The following is a 17,375-nucleotide window of genomic DNA, read 5'->3' on the forward strand; positions in this document are numbered from 1 at the left end:
TGCTTAGCAGATTGTGTGCGAACAAATGTTAGAAAAACTCGAGTTTTATTCTTAAAGTTTAATGGATTTCATTGATATAATGATCTACTTTTCGAATCGGGATATGGATATTTATGTGGATTGTATGGATTGCGCTTTCGCGACCTTACACGTTTATTGTAATGGCTCTAATGCTCCTTATTATTGGGCCTTTGGCAATAATGCGTACCCCTACAGATATTTTCCCTGACATCAATATCCCTGTTGTGAGTGTAGTATGGACTTTCACTGGCTTGCCTCCTGATGAAATGGGCAACCGCATTACGAGTGTGTTTGAACGCGCTGTAACTACTACAGTAAATGATATCCAACATATTGAATCGGAGTCACTGATTGGCGTCAGTGTCATCAAATTATTCTTTCAACAAGGCGTGAATGTTGATATCGCTCTAAGCCAAGTCACCGCAATCGCACAAACCATGTTACGCAACTTACCTCCAGGGACTTTACCTCCACTGATTTTAAGCTATAAAGCATCAACCGTTCCTGTATTACAACTTGTGCTGTCGAGTGCGACCATTCCGGAACAAAAGTTAAATGATTTGGGCAATAACTTTCTACGTACCCAACTTGCAACCGTACAAGGAGCCGCACTTCCTTATCCTTATGGAGGTAAAATACGTCAAGTCATGATCGACTTGGATATACAAGCGATGCAAACCTATGGTGTCTCGGCACAAGACATTAATAGTGCAATTCTTGCACAAAACTTGATTATACCCGCTGGTACACAAAAAATAGGTGAGTATGAGTATATTGTGAAATTAAATGGCAGCCCGCTTAAAGCAGTTGAATTAAATGATGTACCTGTAAAATCAACTCCTGGTCGAGTTTTGTATATTCGTGATGTTGCTCATGTGCGTGATGGGTTCGCACCCCAAACGAACATAGTACGGGTAGATGGTAAGCGAGCGGTAATGATGTCGATACAAAAAACCGGTAATGCATCAACATTAGATATTGTTCACCGTGTTAAGGCCTTAATACCTAAAGTTAAGGATATGCTTCCTGAAGGACTTAATTTATCTTATTTTGCGGATCAATCGATTTTTGTCACTGCGGCGATTCGTGGGGTTATTGTTGAGGGAGTAATCGCTGCGGCATTAACGGGGCTTATGATTTTACTCTTTTTAGGTAGCCTGCGTAGCACTTTTATTATCACTCTATCTATTCCCTTATCCATCATTGCTTCAATTACTATCCTTTCTGCTATAGGAGAGACAATCAACATTATGACCCTAGGTGGTCTGGCTCTTGCTGTGGGTATTTTAGTTGACGATGCTACGGTTGCGATTGAAAACATTAACTGGAATTTAGAGCAAGGCAAAGAAGTGGAGCAGGCTATTCTCGATGGTGCCAAGCAAATCGCCATACCTGCGCTCGTATCGACACTTTGTATTTGTATTGTTTTCGTACCTATGTTTTATTTGGGGGGCGTTGCGCAATATTTATTCGTTCCTTTAGCTGAGGCGGTAATTTTTGCGATGTTAATGTCTTATGTGTTATCACGTACACTTGTAGCGACTTTAGCAAAATATTGGTTGCACAAACATGAACTAATGAATGAAGAGAGAAATAAAGGTCGAATGGCTCGTTTACATGAACTGTTCGAAGAAAAATTTAGTTTATTACGTTCCCGTTATTCTGAATCATTATCATGGGTATTAGAGAATGCTCGAGTTTTTATTCCATGTTTTTTAGGTTTTGTTGGGGCTTCAATCTTATTACTCTGGCCATGGCTGGGGTCGAATTTTTTTCCTAATGTGGATGCAGGGCAAATTAAATTACATATTAGTGCTCCGACAGGGACGCGAGTAGAAGAAACGGCACGACTTGTTGATAATATTGATACAGTGATTCGGCAAGTGATACCTCCTAAGGATTTAGGCAGTATCGTTGATAATATTGGTTTGCCTGTTAGTGGGATTAATTTATCGTACAGTAATTCTGCAACAAATGGTCCAGAAGATGCAGATATTTTAATTTCCTTGAAAGATGGGCATCGTCCAAGTCCTGGTTATGTGCACAAACTGAGATCTATTTTAAGAGAGCGTTTTCCACAAGTTACTTTTGCATTTTTACCGGCGGACATCGTAAATCAAATTATCAATTTTGGTTTGCCGTCGCCTATTAACCTTCAGGTTATTGGCCTAAAAAAAGAAGAAAATGCTCATTATGCTAATAAGTTGATGAGTCAGTTGAAACGGGTTCCTGGTCTTACTGATGTACGCATAAGACAAGCGAATAACTATCCTGAGTTTTTTGTTGAGGTGAATCGAAGTTTGGCAAGTGAACTTGGATTTACTCAACTCAACGTCGCTTCAGATTTATTAGTAACACTATCTGGTAGTTTCCAAACGACACCCACATTTTGGTTGGACCCTAAAAATGGAGTTTCTTATCCTATCGTTACACAGGCGCCACAATATGTGATGACTTCCTTAAATGACTTGCTTAATATTCCAAGTGGAAGTTTAACAGTCCCTAGTCAATTGCAAATTTTAGGTTCTTATGCAAAATTGAAACGCACTTGGACCTCAGTTGTTGAATCACATTATAATGTTCAGCCAGTAATTGATATTTTTGCTTCGATACAAGATAGGGATTTAGGATCAGTGTCCAAAGACATCAAGCAAATTATCCATGATACTAAAAAAGATTTGCCTAAAGGGTCGTCTGTAGCAATTCGTGGACAGATTGATACTAAGGAACATGCATTCAATGGGTTATATTGGGGGCTTGCTTTCTCAATTTTATTGGTTTATTTGTTGATTGTTATTAATTTTCAATCGTGGACAGATCCTTTTATTATTATAACCGCATTACCTGCTGCTCTTGCTGGTATTGCCTGGATGTTATTTATTACCCATACCGCATTAAGTGTACCTGCTTTAACAGGAGCTATTATGTGCATGGGAGTCGCAACGGCCAATAGTATCCTTATTATTAGCTTTGCTCGAGATCATCTCGCAACTGAAAATGATCCAATGAGCGCAGCTCTTGAAGCAGGGAAGACACGTTTACGACCTGTAATGATGACTGCGTTAGCTATGATAATTGGTATGTTTCCTATGGCGCTGGGTTTAGGAGACGGGGGGGAGCAAAATGCTCCATTAGGGCGGGCAGTAATTGGTGGGTTATCTTTTGCAACGATAGCTACACTCTTTTTTGTCCCAGCTGTTTTTTACGTAATTCATCAACGCAAATTGAAGAAAAAGCAAGGGAAGGAACATGCATAAAACGATTCGGTCGTATGTACAGAACCACCGACATAAACGACGTCTTATTGCGATTGCTGTTTTTTTATTCATTCTTCTGGTGATGATTTTGATGCGTGTTTATGCAGCGATAAGCTTACGTAATCAGACTCTTGCAGATGCTGTCCCTATAGTGAGAGTGATGGAGGCACAGCAAAAGAAGGGCGTCGATAAAATTATTTTACCTGGTAACGTTCAAGCCTGGCATGAGTCCCCCATTTTTGCACGTACTAATGGTTATGTAAAAAAATGGTATGTAGATATTGGTAGCCACGTTAAAAAAGGTGATTTACTTGCTGTTATCGAAACCCCTGAGCTTGATGCACAGGAGCGTCAAGCAGCAGCAGATTTAAGGACAGCAATCGCGAATAATCAATTGGCGCAGATTACTGCAAAACGCTGGCTGAATTTAGTAAAAACAGAATCTGTATCGCAACAGGAAACGGACGAAAAGGTAAGTACAGCTGCTGCTCTTGAGGCGGCAATGATTGCGGCTAAGGCTAATCTGCAACACTTGCAAGAGTTAGTAGGGTTTAACCGTATTATAGCTCCCTTTGATGGGGTAATTACTGCTCGTGCTACAGATATTGGTGATTTAATTAATGAGGGAAGCAGCACAACAGCAAAACCTTTATTCCGTATTGCGCAAGTCAGTCCCTTACGAATTTATGTCAAAATTCCTCAATTTTATTCTTCGCGTATTAAACCTAATATGACCGTACAACTCCATTTCGCTGAACACCCTAAGCAAGTATTCCCTGCCAAGCTATTTGATACGGCGCATGCCATTGATCCTAACACGCGTACTTTGCTGGCTCAGTTTACTACCCCAAACAAAAATGAGGAGTTGTTACCTGGTGGTTACACTGAAGTCTGGTTTACACTACCTATTCCACCTAAAACGGTCATTTTACCTGTTAATACGTTGCTTTTTCGGGCTCAAGGGTTACAGGTAGCTGCTTTGGATAAAGACAATAAGATTGTCTTGAAGTCGATTACACTTCGACGTGATTTTGGCTCAACAGTTGAAATTGCCACAGGGGTATTACCAGGCGATCGAATCGTGATTAATCCTCCTGATGCCATTATGAATGGGGAAACTGTGCGGGTTGTTTCATGAAAAAGTTGATCTGTGCCGGAGTACTTGTTTTTACATTGGTGGGTTGTTCTTTGGCGCCACAGTATCATCGTCCTGCCATGCCAATCCCTGAGCATTTCAAGGAACCAGGAAAATGGGTGGAAATTAAATCAACGCCACGAATTGTTGTTCCTGATGCCTGGTGGTTGGCTTTTCACGATCCCGTGCTAAATGATTTGGAACAACAGCTTAGTGTTGCAAACCAAGATGTGAGATTAGCTTATGCTCATTTTCAGGAAGCAATTTCATTGGTACAAGTTGCCCGCTCCTATTTTTTCCCCACACTTCAAGGATTATTCAATGCAGATAGACAACAAAACTCGCGAACTGTTGCAAATCCTCCCACGACTGCGGTGTATAACCAATTTTTATTAGGTGGTTTTCTTACTTATGAGCTTGATGCTTGGGGCAGTATCCGCAACTCGGTCATTACCAGTGAAAGTAATGCCAAGGCAAGTGCTGCGGATATGGCTTCGATTCGCTTGAGTGCGCAAGCTGCACTTGCAGATAATTATTTTGCCTTAAGGGGAAGTGATGAGGCGCAACGAATCTTAGACACAACCGTTATTGCTTATCAAAAAGCCCTTTATTTAACAAAACAGCGTTACCAAGGCGGCGCGGCGCCTATATCTGATGTAGACGAAGCCGAAACTCAGCTTGAGAATGCAAAAACGATGGCGGCTGACATGCGATTACAACGAGCCCAGCTTGAACATGCGATTGCCGTATTAGTTGGTGAAATACCAAGTAATTTTTCCTTGGCTCCTGCAAAATCACCTAAGGTTTTTTTGGCAATAGCCCCTAATCTACCTTCAACTCTTTTAGATAGAAGACCTGATATCGTTGCTGCCGAATCTCGGGTTATGGCTGCAAATGCAAATATTGGTGTAGCGCGCGCTGCTTTTTTCCCCGTGATTGATTTAACTGGAAGTGGTGGTTTTCAAAGCAGGAGCTTAGCGAACCTCATTTCCAAACCCAGTCTTTTTTGGTCGCTCGGACCTTTGAGTTTATTATCCTTAACTCAACCCGTAGCAGAAGTAACTATTTTTGATGGTGGTCGATTGCGAGGCCTGTTAAATCAGGCCAAAGCTCAGTATTTTGAAACCGTAGCTACTTATCGACAAACCGTATTAACTGCATTTCAGGAAGTGGAAGATAATTTGGTTGCCATTCGACAGCTTGATAAGGAGTATCAGAGCCAACAGGCTGCGGCTCGCGCAGCAAAACGAGCTTGGGAGCAAGAACTGTATCGATATAAAGGAGGCCTCGTTACTTTTCTGCAGGTCGTGGTTGTTGAAAATACTGCATTACAATCCGAACTTTCATTAGTAAATATCCGCACTCGTCGTCAAATTGCCAGCATTCAGTTAATTAAGGCTTTAGGCGGGAGCTGGTCTTTAGATAGTAAGCAGTCACCCTCTATTCATTGAACGGTTACTTTAGATGTGAGGAAAAATGGAAAAAGGCAAGTAACAATCCAGGATTATCTGAGAGTCGCTTGCCTTTAACTGATTGTATTAATCAAGATTAATGGTATAAGAGTAGCTACCCATGCCATCATACACAGTATCAATATAACGAATTCCGTTGCAAGAAGCGCTAACTGTTGGATGATTCATTAATGGGCCATCTTTAATATCAAGAACACACCAATTCTCTGAGTCATAAGCTACGGTAACATGTGCATAACCGCTGCGGCATTGGAATGAGTCTAAGATTTCAAAACTACGTGGGCCAATGATGTGGAGAAGCACATCCGCATCGTTAAATCCGCTCACTACATAGATACCAGGGTGAGAGGTATCACTTAAACGGAAATAATCTTTATAACCGCACCAAGATTTATTATCTGCATGAGCATTCATCATCATCAAGCTGGTTGTTGCCAGAATCATCCATTTTTTCATTTTCAGAACACCTTTTATTATTATTATTAAAATCCGATGCGATTATAGGGAACTATTGAGTATAAAACAATCACTCTGCTGCAATACCTTCAGAGGAGCGGGCATAGGTTGGTTTGGCAAGCCAAATCATTACAAGTAAAATCATAAATATCCAAGCAGAAAGTCTGAAAATATCGTTCGTAGCGAGCATAAATGACTGGTTAATTATGGTTGTGTAGATAACACCAAAACTCTTTAGCCCCGAAATTCCTAATGAATGCAGTTGATTTATTGTTTTTTGAACTAAAGGATTGTATACCGTGATTTGTTCTACAAGATGGCTTTGATGTAATGCCTCCCTGTGATTCCATAAAGTAACACTGATTGAAGTTCCGAAACTACTTCCCAAAATTCGAAAAAAGTTGCCAAGGCCTAAAGCACTAGCTAACCGTTCAGGGGGTAAATCTGCCAACATTAGGGCGATTAATGGGGTAAAGAAAAAAGCAAGGGCAATTCCCTGGATAAATCGGGGTTTAATCAGCTGGATAAAACCTACCTCAGTGTAAAAGGTAGATTGCCATAAGCACGTAATGATAAAGATAATAAACCCCAAACTAATAATCAGGCGTAAATCAAACTTTCCCATATAGTTGCCTACAATTGGGGTTAAAAAAAAGGGTAAAACTCCAACGGGTGCAACTGCAAGCCCTGCCCAGGTCGGGGTGTATCCCATTTGGGTTTGCAACCATAATGGAAAAATAACTACAGTTGCGAAATAGACCATAAAACCCAAAGTCAGGCCAGTCGTTCCAACAAGAAAGTTACGATTCGTGAATAAATATAAATCAATAAGCGGGTGTTTTTGTGTCAAAAGCCATATGATTAAAAAACTCAGAGTGACTGTTGAGATGATCGCCAAAGTGAGAATAAATTCTGAGTTAAACCAATCAAGATCATTTCCTTTATCTAATAAAACCTGCAAACAACCAACCCCAATCGATAATAAAGCCAAACTAATCAAATCAATAGGTAATTTAGTAATGGGTGTTTCTCGTCCACTCAGGGTGATCATGGTGAAGATTACAGAAAAAATTCCAACAGGGACGTTAATATAAAAAATCCAGGGCCAGGTATAATTGTCAGTAATAACACCACCCATAATAGGGCCAAATATTGGGCCTACAACAGCAGTCATTGCCCAAATTCCCGTGGCCAATCCTCTTTTTTCGGGCGGATAATTAGCAAGGAGAATACTTTGTGATAATGGAATCATAGGACCTGAAACAGCTCCCTGAATCACGCGAAAAAAAACCAGCATTCCCAGATTTGCGGATAATCCACACATCACTGAAGCGATCGTAAATAAAGTGGTAGAAAAAAGAAATAAACGCACTTCGCCAAAACGTTTAGCAAGCCATCCTGTCAGAGGAAGCATAATGGCTTGACTTACAGCAAAAGAGGTAATAACCCAAGTTCCATCATCAGGACTCACGCCCAAATCGCCTGCAATAGTGGGAATTGCCACATTAGCAATAGAGATATCAAGGACATTCATAAAAATGGCCAATGATAAGGAAATGGTCATTAGAGCTAATCTACTGCCTGTTAGTGGAGGGCGCTCGCTCATTATGATTGTTTCCTTGGCAGGAACATATCAGGTGAATTTGCATGTAAAATTTCATTAATAATCGATTTTACTTCAGCAAGCTGTTTGTTATAAACGGTTGTTTGGAATTTAACTTTAGGCTCTGTCATTTGAGCCAAACGATTTCCTTTTAAATTATGAATATCAATGGTCACACGCATGGATAGGCCGAGTTGTAATGGAACTTTTTTCAAATCATCTGGATCCAAACTAATACGCACAGGAAGTCTTTGTACGATTTTAATCCAGTTTCCTGTAGCATTTTGTGGAGGAAGTAAGGCGAAGGCTGAGCCTGTTCCCGCATTTAAACCTACAACTTTACCATGATAAGTCATTCCAGGATAAGCATCAGCGTATAGCGTAACGGGTTGGCCAATGCGTATGTCATTTAGTTCAGATTCTTTGTAATTTGCCTCGACCCAAGTATCTTCAAGTGGAATAATCGCCAGCATGGCGGAATTCATAGAGACTTGTTGTCCAGGTTGTACAGTACGTTTCGCTACAAAGCCTGTGACAGGTGCAACAATTGTTGTCCTTTGAAAATTCAAATAAGCCGTTTTTAAATTTGCTTTGGCCGTTTCGACCAGCGGGTGAGTATAAAGATGAGAATTTTCAACTAACGCTAGTGCCGCATCAAGTTGATGTGAGGAAAGATCGTAAGTTGCCTGAGCTGCCTCCACTGCTGTTTTGTAATGTTGCATCTCTTCGCGGGATACCGCTCGATTCCCAACCAGCCCTTCTCGACGTTTTAAATCCAGTTGTGCTTTAACCAGATTTGCTTTATTTATAATCACATTTTGTTGTGCCACTGCGGCATTTTCAAAATATTGGCGCACTTGACGTACAGTTTGTGCCAAATCCGCTCGGGCTCGTTGCAGCGCCACTGCATAATCAGTAGGATCCAATTTAATGATGGTATGGCCTTCAGCCACTAGTTGGGTTTCATCGGTCTTAATTTTAACAACTGTGCCAGGGATTTGTGGCATAAGTTGAACCATATTCCCATTCACATAGGCATTCTCGGTGGAGAGCTTAAATCGTCCCCAAATAAGCCAATAGAAAAACCATAATAGGGCAATAAGTAGAAAAAAACCGCCAAGAATGAACATTGCGACTTTACGTTTATGCAAAGTTTCAGGTGATGCACCACCATTTTCTTTAGATTTTTCTTCAGACTTCACTTCAGATTCATTTTTTTCTGTCATAGTTTATAGCTCTCCACCTAAGGCTGCTAATAAGACTACAAAAGCTTGTTTTTGACGGGTTTGTAAATTGTACAAAGCAGCTTTTTGTTGGATTAATAACTGTTTTATTTCAATCAGTTGGGTGTAATCGATAATTCCTTGAGTATAACGTGCTTGGAATAATTTGTAATTGGATTCGGTGCTATTTAATGCTTGGTTTTGTGCGGTAATTTGAGTATTAAGCGTTTTTAAGGCAGATAGCTGATCACTTACTTGTTGTAATGAGTTTAAAATAGTTTGATTATATTGGTTCACTGAAAGTTCGTATTGTGCGTAATTTACTCCTAGGTTTGCTCTACGCGCACCAGCATCAAAAATTGGTAAATCAAACGCCGCTGAGGCGTTATCGTTTTGGAGCCATATATTAAAAGCCTTAGAGAAGTACAAACTTTGCAAACTTAATAAACCTTTTAGGTTAATATTCGGGAAAAATGCTGTTTTAGCAACATTCACTTGATGTGCGGCAGCTTCTGTTAAGGCACGAGCTGATGCTATATCAGGTCTTTGTGCCAGTATATTCGCAGGGATTACTGCAGGTAGCAGAAGTTGTTTTTTGTTATAAACAAAAGTTGCTGTATCAATTTGTGTATTCAAGGGGTTTTTTCCCATTAACACCGCTAATTGATGCCGTGATTGCATTTCAGCTCGCTTGTAATCTTCTATGGATAATATAGCTGCTTGGGCATTGGCTAATGCTGTTTTTACCGGAATATTGGATTCGATGCCTTGCTGTTCTCGGCCCACGATGATATCAGCAAGTTGTTTTAGTAAGTGTGCATTTTCTTTGGCCAAACGTTGTTGGATTATATTATTTTGAATATCGAAATAAGTTGTAGCAACCGCAGTACTCAAAACGAGTTGTGTTTCTGCCAGGTCCATCTGGGCAGCAAAGGTTTCACTCACTTTGCTTGCTAAGTTTTCTCTATTTTTGCCCCAAAAATCCAGCTCATAATTAAATTTTAAACCAATATCTGCAATCTTCGCTTGATCGACTTTGATTGAGTTGAATGGGGGAGGGACTGTGCCATGTATTGGAAAGTATGCTTTTTCCAAATAACCACTGGAGTCTATAAAGGGCCAAAGTGATGAATAGGCAATTTTTGCAAGTTGTTGAGCGCGCTTAATCCGTGCTTTGGCGCTATGCATATCCGGTGCATCTACAAGAGCTACAGAAATAAGTTGACTTAATTGCGGATCGTTAAACCGTTTAAGATGATGTGCGGCGTTGCTCGTTTTAGGAAGTTTATAAATGTGTTTTACCGCTAAATTAGTAGCATTAGCTGGTTCTGTTTCTGTGTGGATTTGACCAAAAAGGGAGCATCCTGTTAATGTTAACATGACCAAAGCACAAGTTATAAAGAGTCTGTGCAAAATATATATCCCTTCTGTATGCATGGAACTAAGTACTGTATCAATATTTTTGAGAAAATACATTAAGGATCGTTTTAGTTAAAAATTCATGTATTAGTTTCTAACTTTATGAAAATATGGTCTAGAATAATTTCATGAAGGATAATTTAAAAAAATAAAAAAGGGGAAAAAAATGGACATGCTGAAAAAAATAATTATAGTTGGCATTTGTCTCGCAACACTTGGAATGCTAAGTTCCTGTGGAACTGTTCATGGTTTTGGACAAGACGTTTCTCATGTGGGTAAAGACATTCAAAGAGCATCACGATAATTTTTTCTATTACTCTCCTACGTCCAGCGGCGGACAAGCCGCTGGGATGTGACCAAGATAACTATGGGGAGTAGTGAGTCGTTACTTGAGAGTCTAATTCTTCGTTTACGCCGGGGTCAATATAAAAATTATCATAGTAGGGTGTTACTTTAATGGTAATGGATTGATCACCCTTGGTTAAAAAATGACTATGTTCAATTGCATCAGGATAAAGAATAAAATTACGATGCTTAAAGTCAAATTGCTGAACTGTTTTTATTAATGAGATGACTTCAGCTTCAGTGCCTTCCAATGTTACTTCATTATTTTGGTCAAATTCTTTTGCTTCTCCACCAATAAATTTAAGTGTGTTTATTTCTACTGGTGTAGTAGAAGACAATTTGAGCTCAGTGCGTATACTTTTTAAAAAATATGCTAAAGCTTCTTGTGTTAGCAGGTCTTTATTCCGATTAGAAATGCCAAAGCCTGACCAATGAAATAACCCACCAAAATTGATTTTTTCATCACGTTCATCATCCCAATATTTACCCCTAACGATAAAAGCAATACACGTACAAACCCCCTCAGTAATCAATGTGATATGGGGATTATTTGTGAATCCAAGTGCATCCATTTCAACATTTATTTGTGTGCGTATTTTAGGCATGATTAAAAATAAATTTTAGATAATAATATGTTGGTCAAATTAAGATACCAGCTTGTCCTGAAAAAAATTACATAATGGGGCATACAGAAGGACTCGGAACTTCGTTCTTTTGAGTTTTATTTCTATAGCCAAATAAACTAAAGAGATCTGGAGTAGATTTTGCAATGAATGGATTAGCTGTTCCATCCCAAGGAATAAATTGCTCCATGCTGCGGAAGAAACATAATTTGGGTGGAGATAAGGTAATGTCTTTATCATACTGCTGACAAATTTTTAACAATTCCACGATTTTACTTTTAATTTCTTTAAAGATTTGCTCGTCATTAATCTCTCTATATCCATAAGCCAAAGTAATATGAAATACACCAGGTACTTTATTTTCCAGACCAAATTCTTTGGCAATTTGTTGAATAATCGTTTTTTGCTCTGGAGGTACGGATAAAATGAGCTGCAATTCAGAAAAATAATCTATAGTTTCAATCGAAACTACGGGCGCTAATTTCAATTCAGACAGCCTTTTATTGATTTTTTGAAAAAAAGTCATTTTTTTTGATATAAAAGAAACCCAATCTTCTGGAGTTTCTTCTTTTGTATACAAGTTACACGTTGTCATGTGATAACTTTGAGAGGGCAACGGAGAAAAATAATCGCAGAGTATGGGCGTGTTTTTAAGGAAAAAATAAATCTCTTGCCATAGTTTACTGTTTGTTTGCCCTGCATCAGCAACAATGGTAACTCCAGGGAACTCGAGATAATTTCCTTGATCATCGATTTTATTCAGAGTAGGCATAATACTTATAATGACATGGATTGATTAATATTTTATCAATCCTGTCAATGGAAAACAACTTAACTTTTTCCAATTTGCATTTGTTGTTCTTTAATGACTTGAGAGCCTATTAAATTATAAATGTTCTGAAGAGATACGAATTCAGGTTTATCCTCTGATTTAAAAGTTTTGAGTTCTTTTAAGGTTGCTTCAATAATGGATTTTGCTTGTTGCTCATTTCCTTTACTTAGTTCTATTATTGCATTGTTGAGATTTTTATTGAGTACTACCTGTCTTTGTGCACCTTGTCTAAAGAATGAAAAATATTCTGATTGAACTCGGACATCATTTTTGATCATTAGCTGTTGCAGTTTTTCCACTAATCTAAAACAATCTGCAGCATGATGTACATCTCTTTTAGCTAGTTCTAAGAGATTTGTTTTTACTTCAGAACTCAGTTGCGAGGCAAGAATAAGCTCAGGTATTACTTTTTGATCAACAACTTGTTTTAGACCTTTTAATTCTTCTTTGATCGCTTTCTTTTTAAGAATTTGCTCGTTATAAGCGATTGCTTTATCTAATGCTTTATCAAAGGCATCCTGATTCGTGTTTAAAAATAATTCTTCAAGATCTAAAGTATTAAAACCATCAATATAAGCGAATTCTTGTTGCGTCTTAGCTAAACCAATTGGAGCAACAAACTCATGTAAACTATGTCCTCCAGCATTAAACAGTAAGGCGGAAACATAGAGTTTAAAAAAAGATCCCAATTTTTCTTTAGAGGCTAAAAGGGCCTCATCAGTTGTTTTTTTGATGTGTTTTATTACTTCATCCGCTATCTGACCATTTTTTACGAGTTCAGTGGCCTTGGCTAGGACTTCCTCTGTCACTTTGCCAGAGTCCATGATACTGATTACCAAATCGATTTGAGTTTTTTTCGTGACATCATCGATTGTTTTGGCTGGGTCTGTAGAGCCACCAGATGGTTTTTCTAGTGCATCCATATGATCTGCTAATTTATTAAGCTCTTTTATTTTCGCCAAAGCACGCAGTTGGCAAAGCATGGTTCCTGAAATAGAGTTTGAAAATGGATGAACTAGGCGAGAAAAATTATCTTGCACCCATCGAGCACTGGGGTCATAGGTTGATTGATCGGAAGGTTTCAAAAATTCTTGGGTTTTGGTCATGCGTGCTGGATCATCTAAAGGCACTGGATCGCGATTTTGTAGAAGGCCAAGCGTACTCGTGGTCGTCATATTTATTAGAGGACCATGTGCACTCTTCGTCGCGGTACGCTGACCTTCTTTGGTTACCTTTCCTCGTTCTAGGTAAATGTCTTCACCATAAATATCCAAAGGCAGTAAATGTGGACCTTGTGAAGCAATGATCATGGCTACAAAAGCAGCGGAGACTATTTCAATAATTTTTTGTCTTTGCTCATTAGAAAATTGACTGAATATTTCTTTGTTTCGCAGTTTAGTTAAATAATCTGCATATTCACGCTCTGTATCATCAGACGGGGTATAGATTCCTTGCAAAATATCTTCATAAAGCTCTGCATAAGAGCTATATGCGGTTCCTTTAACGGCATCTAAATGTTGGCTGATTTCTGCAGCGCTAAGTTTATCCAATTGGCTGCTTAAAGTTTCATAAGCCAAATGCGTTTCAAAATACCGGCGGGAGTTATCATGGGTAATGTCTTCGGGGGCTTTAGAGACTTGATAGCCTACCAGCGCTGAATCTTTGAGGTATTTGTCAATTGCAGTTTGGGTGTCTGCATCTTTTGCACCTGCTAAGTACAAGTGTTTTAATTCATTATATTTATCTTTATCAATGCCTCGGTATTTTGCAAGGAGAATTAATAAAGCTTGTCCTACTGAGATTTTCATAACGTTTCAAAGCCATTCATAAAAAAAATGCATATATGACTTTAATTAAAGCATATTTTTTAAATACTGATCATTTTGTGCAAATTTATTGATTGATGAGTGTGTGATTTCTTAGGGCGAGATTTCCAGTAATGCTTGGATTCTGCGATTTTTTGTTCCCACTTCTTTTTTTATAAATGGTTGCCATTCCCATAAAGGGATGTCAAAATTTTGTGCGTGAAATAATTCATTTAAATGGGAAATTAAGGCTTCTTTTTCTACTAAGCTAGGCGTGATCTGAATGGTAAATTGATTTAAAGCATGTTGCTGAATGGTGTAGTCATCAAACTCAAAAGGAAATGATGCCATTTTTTGGCGAATCAAATCTGCAAAAATGGGAAATACTTTATTGCCTTTGGTTGCATAACAAATATCACCTACACGACCTTCAATTCTTGCTAGTTGTGTAAAAACACCACTGGATTTTTCTTCAATTAAGACATCATCTAAACGATAGCGAATTATGGGTTGGGTTGTGCGCAACAGATCTGTGATAATAGGAACAAATCGTTTTTCATCCAGCCATTCTTTTTCAATAATCAAATACTCTTCATTCATTAATAAATGGTTATTTTCTTTATCACTGATGGCTAAAAAGCCTTCAGTGCATTGATAAACTTGGGCTACCTGACAATTAAATGTGTTGCTTATAATTGCCTCATCACGTTGTTCTAAAACTTCCGCAACCGCAAATATTTTTTTAGGGATAATCGATAAACGATGTTTTTCCTTAGCTAAGGCCAGCAGCACAGAGGTTGGTGCAGATAAAATAGTAGGTTGGATTTCATTTAAACGAGTTAAATGGGTTTCGAAATTTTCAAGTAAGTCAAAAAAATGGAATTGAATTTTTTTACTTTTACTTAGGGTTGCATAGAGTCTGCTATTTGCTCTGAGGAAAAAAGCAATACACTCTTTTCTTTTCAAACCTTTAGGTAAGGCTTTCGCCAGTAAAATACCAGCCCAGGCATCGCGTTCTTTTGCATTGACTAGAAATAAACCTCGATTTCCTGATGTTCCGGAAGAAAGCCCAACTGCGATGCCATTGATTAAGGCAGAGAAATCGCGTGTGCTTTCTGCTTTTAATGCCAGTTCCAATGCGTGGTCTTTTTTGATATTTGCCGTATTTATTTCATCAAAATGCTGCATCATTATTTTTTTGTTGATAATTGGCCATTCATGCAGGGGCTTATCTAAATAAGGTTGATAAAAAGGAGATTTGCACAAAGTCGTTTTGACTAACTTTTTAAATCTTTTTTCCTGATAGGCAGACAATTGGTCACGTGATTTAAACCGTTTTCTAAGAACATGGGTTTTAAAATAATAATAAAGAAGTCTAAGTATCATCAATGACTCTCCAAAAGGCGAGCACGGATGTGTTGGCAATGGGAAGGAATAATATCAATCTCTTTATTATTTTTAAAAAGTTGCTGTAACTTTCTGATGGTTTGTTGATAATCCTCTTTATTATCATGAACTAAATAAGTGAACTCACTCGGGAAGATTAATTCTTTAAAGGCTTCTTGATGCCAACAACTATCTGCCACTAAGAAGGTCTCTTTGGAAGCCTTAAAATATAGGCCAATTTGTCCCTTAGCATGTCCTGGCAACGGGATAGCAATAAGCTTTCCGTCATTAAAAAGATCAAATCCAGTGGTAAAAGGTGATAGGTTAGATTCCAATCCTATTTCATTTTTTAACAGAACTACGCGCTCATAAAAATCTTGGGGGAGTAGGCCCGGTAAAAATCCTTGCATCAATGCTTTGATTCCTGTTTTATGACGTACGTCATTTAGTGCGTCAGCATGACAAAATAATTGTGCATTAGGAAAATCGTTTAAACCACCAATATGATCTGCATGGAAATGAGAAATCACAATACCCTTGATCTCTGAAGCTTGAATATTCTTTTCTGCTAATTGTTCTTTAAGCGGTTTTTTTAACTTCACAGGGGTTAAGCGTCTGTAGATGGAATAGGGAAATTTTTGGGTTAAGGTATAGAATCGATTGCTATAACCCGTATCAAAGAGAATATAGCCTTGAGTTGGATGTTTGATTAAAGCACAAATTGCTGGGTATTCGCGTTGTTTCCAACGCCCTTTTTTTAGGGTCATTCGCTCACAGTGTTTGCAATAACCGGCTTCGAATAACTGATACTCTATCATGTTTTTTGATACCACATAGCAAAACGTTCTATGCCTTGATTAATGCTGATTTTGGGTTGATAGCCCAAATCTTTTTGCGCTGCTTCAATATTTAAAGTTTGTCCCACACATAAAACGGCTGCACTGTAACGAGTCAAACGAGGTTCTTTGCAAGTAAATGAAAGCCTATAAAGTTTTTCCAGAGAAGCTGCATATATTTTTGCAATCGAGTAGGGGATAAATTTGGGTCTAAAGGGCTTTTGTAATGCTCTAAAAAGCTCAGAAAGAATAGTGATTAAAGTTTGTGGCTCCGCGTTGGTTATGTTGTACTTCCTGCCACAAAATTGTTGATCCACTTGTGCTGCGAGAAGCAAGCTTTCTACTACATTTTCGACATAAGTAATGTCGATTAGATTTTGCCCGGTACCAATAACAGGCAGAATACCTTTTTTTTCATTCTGCAGTATGCGAGGTAAAATGGCGCGATCATACGGACCAAAAATAGCGCGTGGACGTAAAGTGATCACATTCAAATCGTGATTCTGATGTGCCTTATCAATTAGGGATTCAGCAAGCAATTTGGTTTTTACATAATAATTGGCAGGTTTTAAGGGTAATACCGCATCTTCCTTAATATTATGTTGTTCGGTGAAATTAAAATAAATACTTGGCGATGAAACATGAACTAAGCGAGTATTTGGGGGAGTGGCTTCAATGACATGCTGTGTACCGAGGACATTGGCGTTATAAAAATCTTTATATCGTCCCCAAGGACTGGAAAGAGCTGCACAATGAAAAATGGTTTGGGCATTTTGTGCTATTTTTTTTAATTTTTCTTTATCGAGTAAATCTACTGCTATAAATTTTGCCCCGGATTGGGTAATCATTTTGCCAAGTTGTTCGTTGCGCCCCAAAGCGATGACTTCATGACCGTCCACTATTAATCGATGAGTCAAACTCAGTCCTAGACAACCTGTTGCACCAGTAACAACGCACACCAT

14 protein-coding genes are annotated in these 17,375 nt (G+C 38.5%); 4 read left to right on the forward strand and 10 right to left on the reverse strand.

Annotation, left to right across the window (positions count from 1 at the left end; translation table 11 throughout):
- Nucleotides 1-113 precede the first annotated feature (113 nt).
- Genes Lstg_RS13300 through Lstg_RS13310 form a run of 3 tightly spaced genes read left to right on the forward strand, consistent with a single transcriptional unit; the run spans nt 114 to nt 5,864 of the window.
- Complete coding sequence (locus Lstg_RS13300; RefSeq protein ID WP_058478156.1) at nt 114-3,278, forward strand: efflux RND transporter permease subunit; 3,165 nt, start codon at nt 114-116, stop codon at nt 3,276-3,278.
- Nucleotides 3,271-4,416 carry an efflux RND transporter periplasmic adaptor subunit gene (locus Lstg_RS13305; RefSeq protein WP_058478157.1) on the forward strand — a complete coding sequence of 382 codons (1,146 nt, stop codon included), beginning with the start codon at nt 3,271-3,273 and terminating at the stop codon, nt 4,414-4,416. The genes Lstg_RS13300 and Lstg_RS13305 overlap by 8 nt, the downstream gene beginning before the upstream one ends.
- Complete coding sequence (locus Lstg_RS13310; RefSeq protein ID WP_058478158.1) at nt 4,413-5,864, forward strand: efflux transporter outer membrane subunit; 1,452 nt, start codon at nt 4,413-4,415, stop codon at nt 5,862-5,864. The genes Lstg_RS13305 and Lstg_RS13310 overlap by 4 nt, the downstream gene beginning before the upstream one ends.
- Nucleotides 5,865-5,951: 87 nt before the next feature.
- Here the strand turns inward: Lstg_RS13310 and Lstg_RS13315 are convergent, their stop codons facing one another.
- The 4 genes from Lstg_RS13315 to Lstg_RS13330 all read right to left on the reverse strand — a co-directional run bounded on the left by Lstg_RS13315 (nt 5,952) and on the right by Lstg_RS13330 (nt 10,643).
- Nucleotides 5,952-6,341 carry a hypothetical protein gene (locus tag Lstg_RS13315; RefSeq protein WP_058478159.1) on the reverse strand — a complete coding sequence of 130 codons (390 nt, stop codon included), beginning with the start codon at nt 6,339-6,341 and terminating at the stop codon, nt 5,952-5,954.
- 70 nt (nt 6,342-6,411) lie between these two features.
- On the reverse strand, nt 6,412-7,947 hold the full coding sequence (locus tag Lstg_RS13320; RefSeq protein WP_058478160.1) for a DHA2 family efflux MFS transporter permease subunit: 1,536 nt from the start codon (nt 7,945-7,947) through the stop codon (nt 6,412-6,414).
- Nucleotides 7,947-9,170, reverse strand: a complete 1,224-nt coding sequence (locus Lstg_RS13325; protein ID WP_058478161.1) for an HlyD/EmrA/EmrK family protein — start codon at nt 9,168-9,170, stop codon at nt 7,947-7,949. Before Lstg_RS13325 ends, Lstg_RS13320 begins: the two co-directional genes overlap by 1 nt.
- 3 nt (nt 9,171-9,173) lie before the next feature.
- Nucleotides 9,174-10,643, reverse strand: coding sequence for an efflux transporter outer membrane subunit (locus Lstg_RS13330; protein ID WP_238585432.1), 1,470 nt, complete (start codon nt 10,641-10,643; stop codon nt 9,174-9,176).
- 109 nt (nt 10,644-10,752) lie between these two features.
- On the opposite strand from Lstg_RS13330, the gene Lstg_RS13335 reads away from it, so the two are divergent.
- Complete coding sequence (locus tag Lstg_RS13335; protein ID WP_058478162.1) at nt 10,753-10,890, forward strand: entericidin A/B family lipoprotein; 138 nt, start codon at nt 10,753-10,755, stop codon at nt 10,888-10,890.
- A 61-nt stretch (nt 10,891-10,951) separates the two neighbouring features.
- Here the strand turns inward: Lstg_RS13335 and Lstg_RS13340 are convergent, their stop codons facing one another.
- The 6 genes from Lstg_RS13340 to Lstg_RS13365 form a co-directional block, all read right to left on the reverse strand.
- Nucleotides 10,952-11,536 (reverse strand): hypothetical protein, encoded by a 585-nt coding sequence (locus Lstg_RS13340; protein ID WP_058478163.1) that lies wholly within the window; start codon nt 11,534-11,536, stop codon nt 10,952-10,954.
- Between the two features lie 67 nt (nt 11,537-11,603).
- Nucleotides 11,604-12,326 (reverse strand): DUF1868 domain-containing protein, encoded by a 723-nt coding sequence (locus Lstg_RS13345; protein ID WP_058478164.1) that lies wholly within the window; start codon nt 12,324-12,326, stop codon nt 11,604-11,606.
- Nucleotides 12,327-12,385: 59 nt separating this feature from the next.
- The gene (locus Lstg_RS13350; protein WP_058478165.1) at nt 12,386-14,194 is read right to left on the reverse strand and encodes a hypothetical protein; all 1,809 of its coding nucleotides are present in this window, start codon (nt 14,192-14,194) and stop codon (nt 12,386-12,388) included.
- A 111-nt stretch (nt 14,195-14,305) separates the two neighbouring features.
- Nucleotides 14,306-15,577: a F390 synthetase-related protein gene (locus Lstg_RS13355; protein ID WP_058478166.1), complete on the reverse strand. Its 1,272-nt coding sequence runs from the start codon at nt 15,575-15,577 to the stop codon at nt 14,306-14,308.
- Nucleotides 15,577-16,395 carry an MBL fold metallo-hydrolase gene (locus Lstg_RS13360; protein WP_058478167.1) on the reverse strand — a complete coding sequence of 273 codons (819 nt, stop codon included), beginning with the start codon at nt 16,393-16,395 and terminating at the stop codon, nt 15,577-15,579. Before Lstg_RS13360 ends, Lstg_RS13355 begins: the two co-directional genes overlap by 1 nt.
- Nucleotides 16,392-17,375, reverse strand: coding sequence for an NAD-dependent epimerase/dehydratase family protein (locus Lstg_RS13365; protein WP_058478168.1), 984 nt, complete (start codon nt 17,373-17,375; stop codon nt 16,392-16,394). The genes Lstg_RS13360 and Lstg_RS13365 overlap by 4 nt, the downstream gene beginning before the upstream one ends.

Source organism: Legionella steigerwaltii, assembly GCF_001468065.1.
Classification (GTDB): Bacteria; Pseudomonadota; Gammaproteobacteria; order Legionellales; family Legionellaceae; genus Legionella; species Legionella steigerwaltii.

Coding starts and splice junctions, on each gene's coding strand:
- Lstg_RS13330 (WP_238585432.1), bottom strand. CDS start 10,643: ATGTATTTTCTCAAAAATATTGATACAGTACTTAGTTCCATGCATACA.
- Lstg_RS13305 (WP_058478157.1), top strand. CDS start 3,271: ATGCATAAAACGATTCGGTCGTATGTACAGAACCACCGACATAAACGA.
- Lstg_RS13365 (WP_058478168.1), bottom strand. CDS start 17,375: ATGGTGTGCGTTGTTACTGGTGCAACAGGTTGTCTAGGACTGAGTTTG.
- Lstg_RS13310 (WP_058478158.1), top strand. CDS start 4,413: ATGAAAAAGTTGATCTGTGCCGGAGTACTTGTTTTTACATTGGTGGGT.
- Lstg_RS13355 (WP_058478166.1), bottom strand. CDS start 15,577: ATGATACTTAGACTTCTTTATTATTATTTTAAAACCCATGTTCTTAGA.
- Lstg_RS13325 (WP_058478161.1), bottom strand. CDS start 9,170: ATGACAGAAAAAAATGAATCTGAAGTGAAGTCTGAAGAAAAATCTAAA.
- Lstg_RS13360 (WP_058478167.1), bottom strand. CDS start 16,395: ATGATAGAGTATCAGTTATTCGAAGCCGGTTATTGCAAACACTGTGAG.
- Lstg_RS13315 (WP_058478159.1), bottom strand. CDS start 6,341: ATGAAAAAATGGATGATTCTGGCAACAACCAGCTTGATGATGATGAAT.
- Lstg_RS13350 (WP_058478165.1), bottom strand. CDS start 14,194: ATGAAAATCTCAGTAGGACAAGCTTTATTAATTCTCCTTGCAAAATAC.
- Lstg_RS13320 (WP_058478160.1), bottom strand. CDS start 7,947: ATGAGCGAGCGCCCTCCACTAACAGGCAGTAGATTAGCTCTAATGACC.
- Lstg_RS13340 (WP_058478163.1), bottom strand. CDS start 11,536: ATGCCTAAAATACGCACACAAATAAATGTTGAAATGGATGCACTTGGA.
- Lstg_RS13300 (WP_058478156.1), top strand. CDS start 114: ATGTGGATTGTATGGATTGCGCTTTCGCGACCTTACACGTTTATTGTA.
- Lstg_RS13345 (WP_058478164.1), bottom strand. CDS start 12,326: ATGCCTACTCTGAATAAAATCGATGATCAAGGAAATTATCTCGAGTTC.
- Lstg_RS13335 (WP_058478162.1), top strand. CDS start 10,753: ATGGACATGCTGAAAAAAATAATTATAGTTGGCATTTGTCTCGCAACA.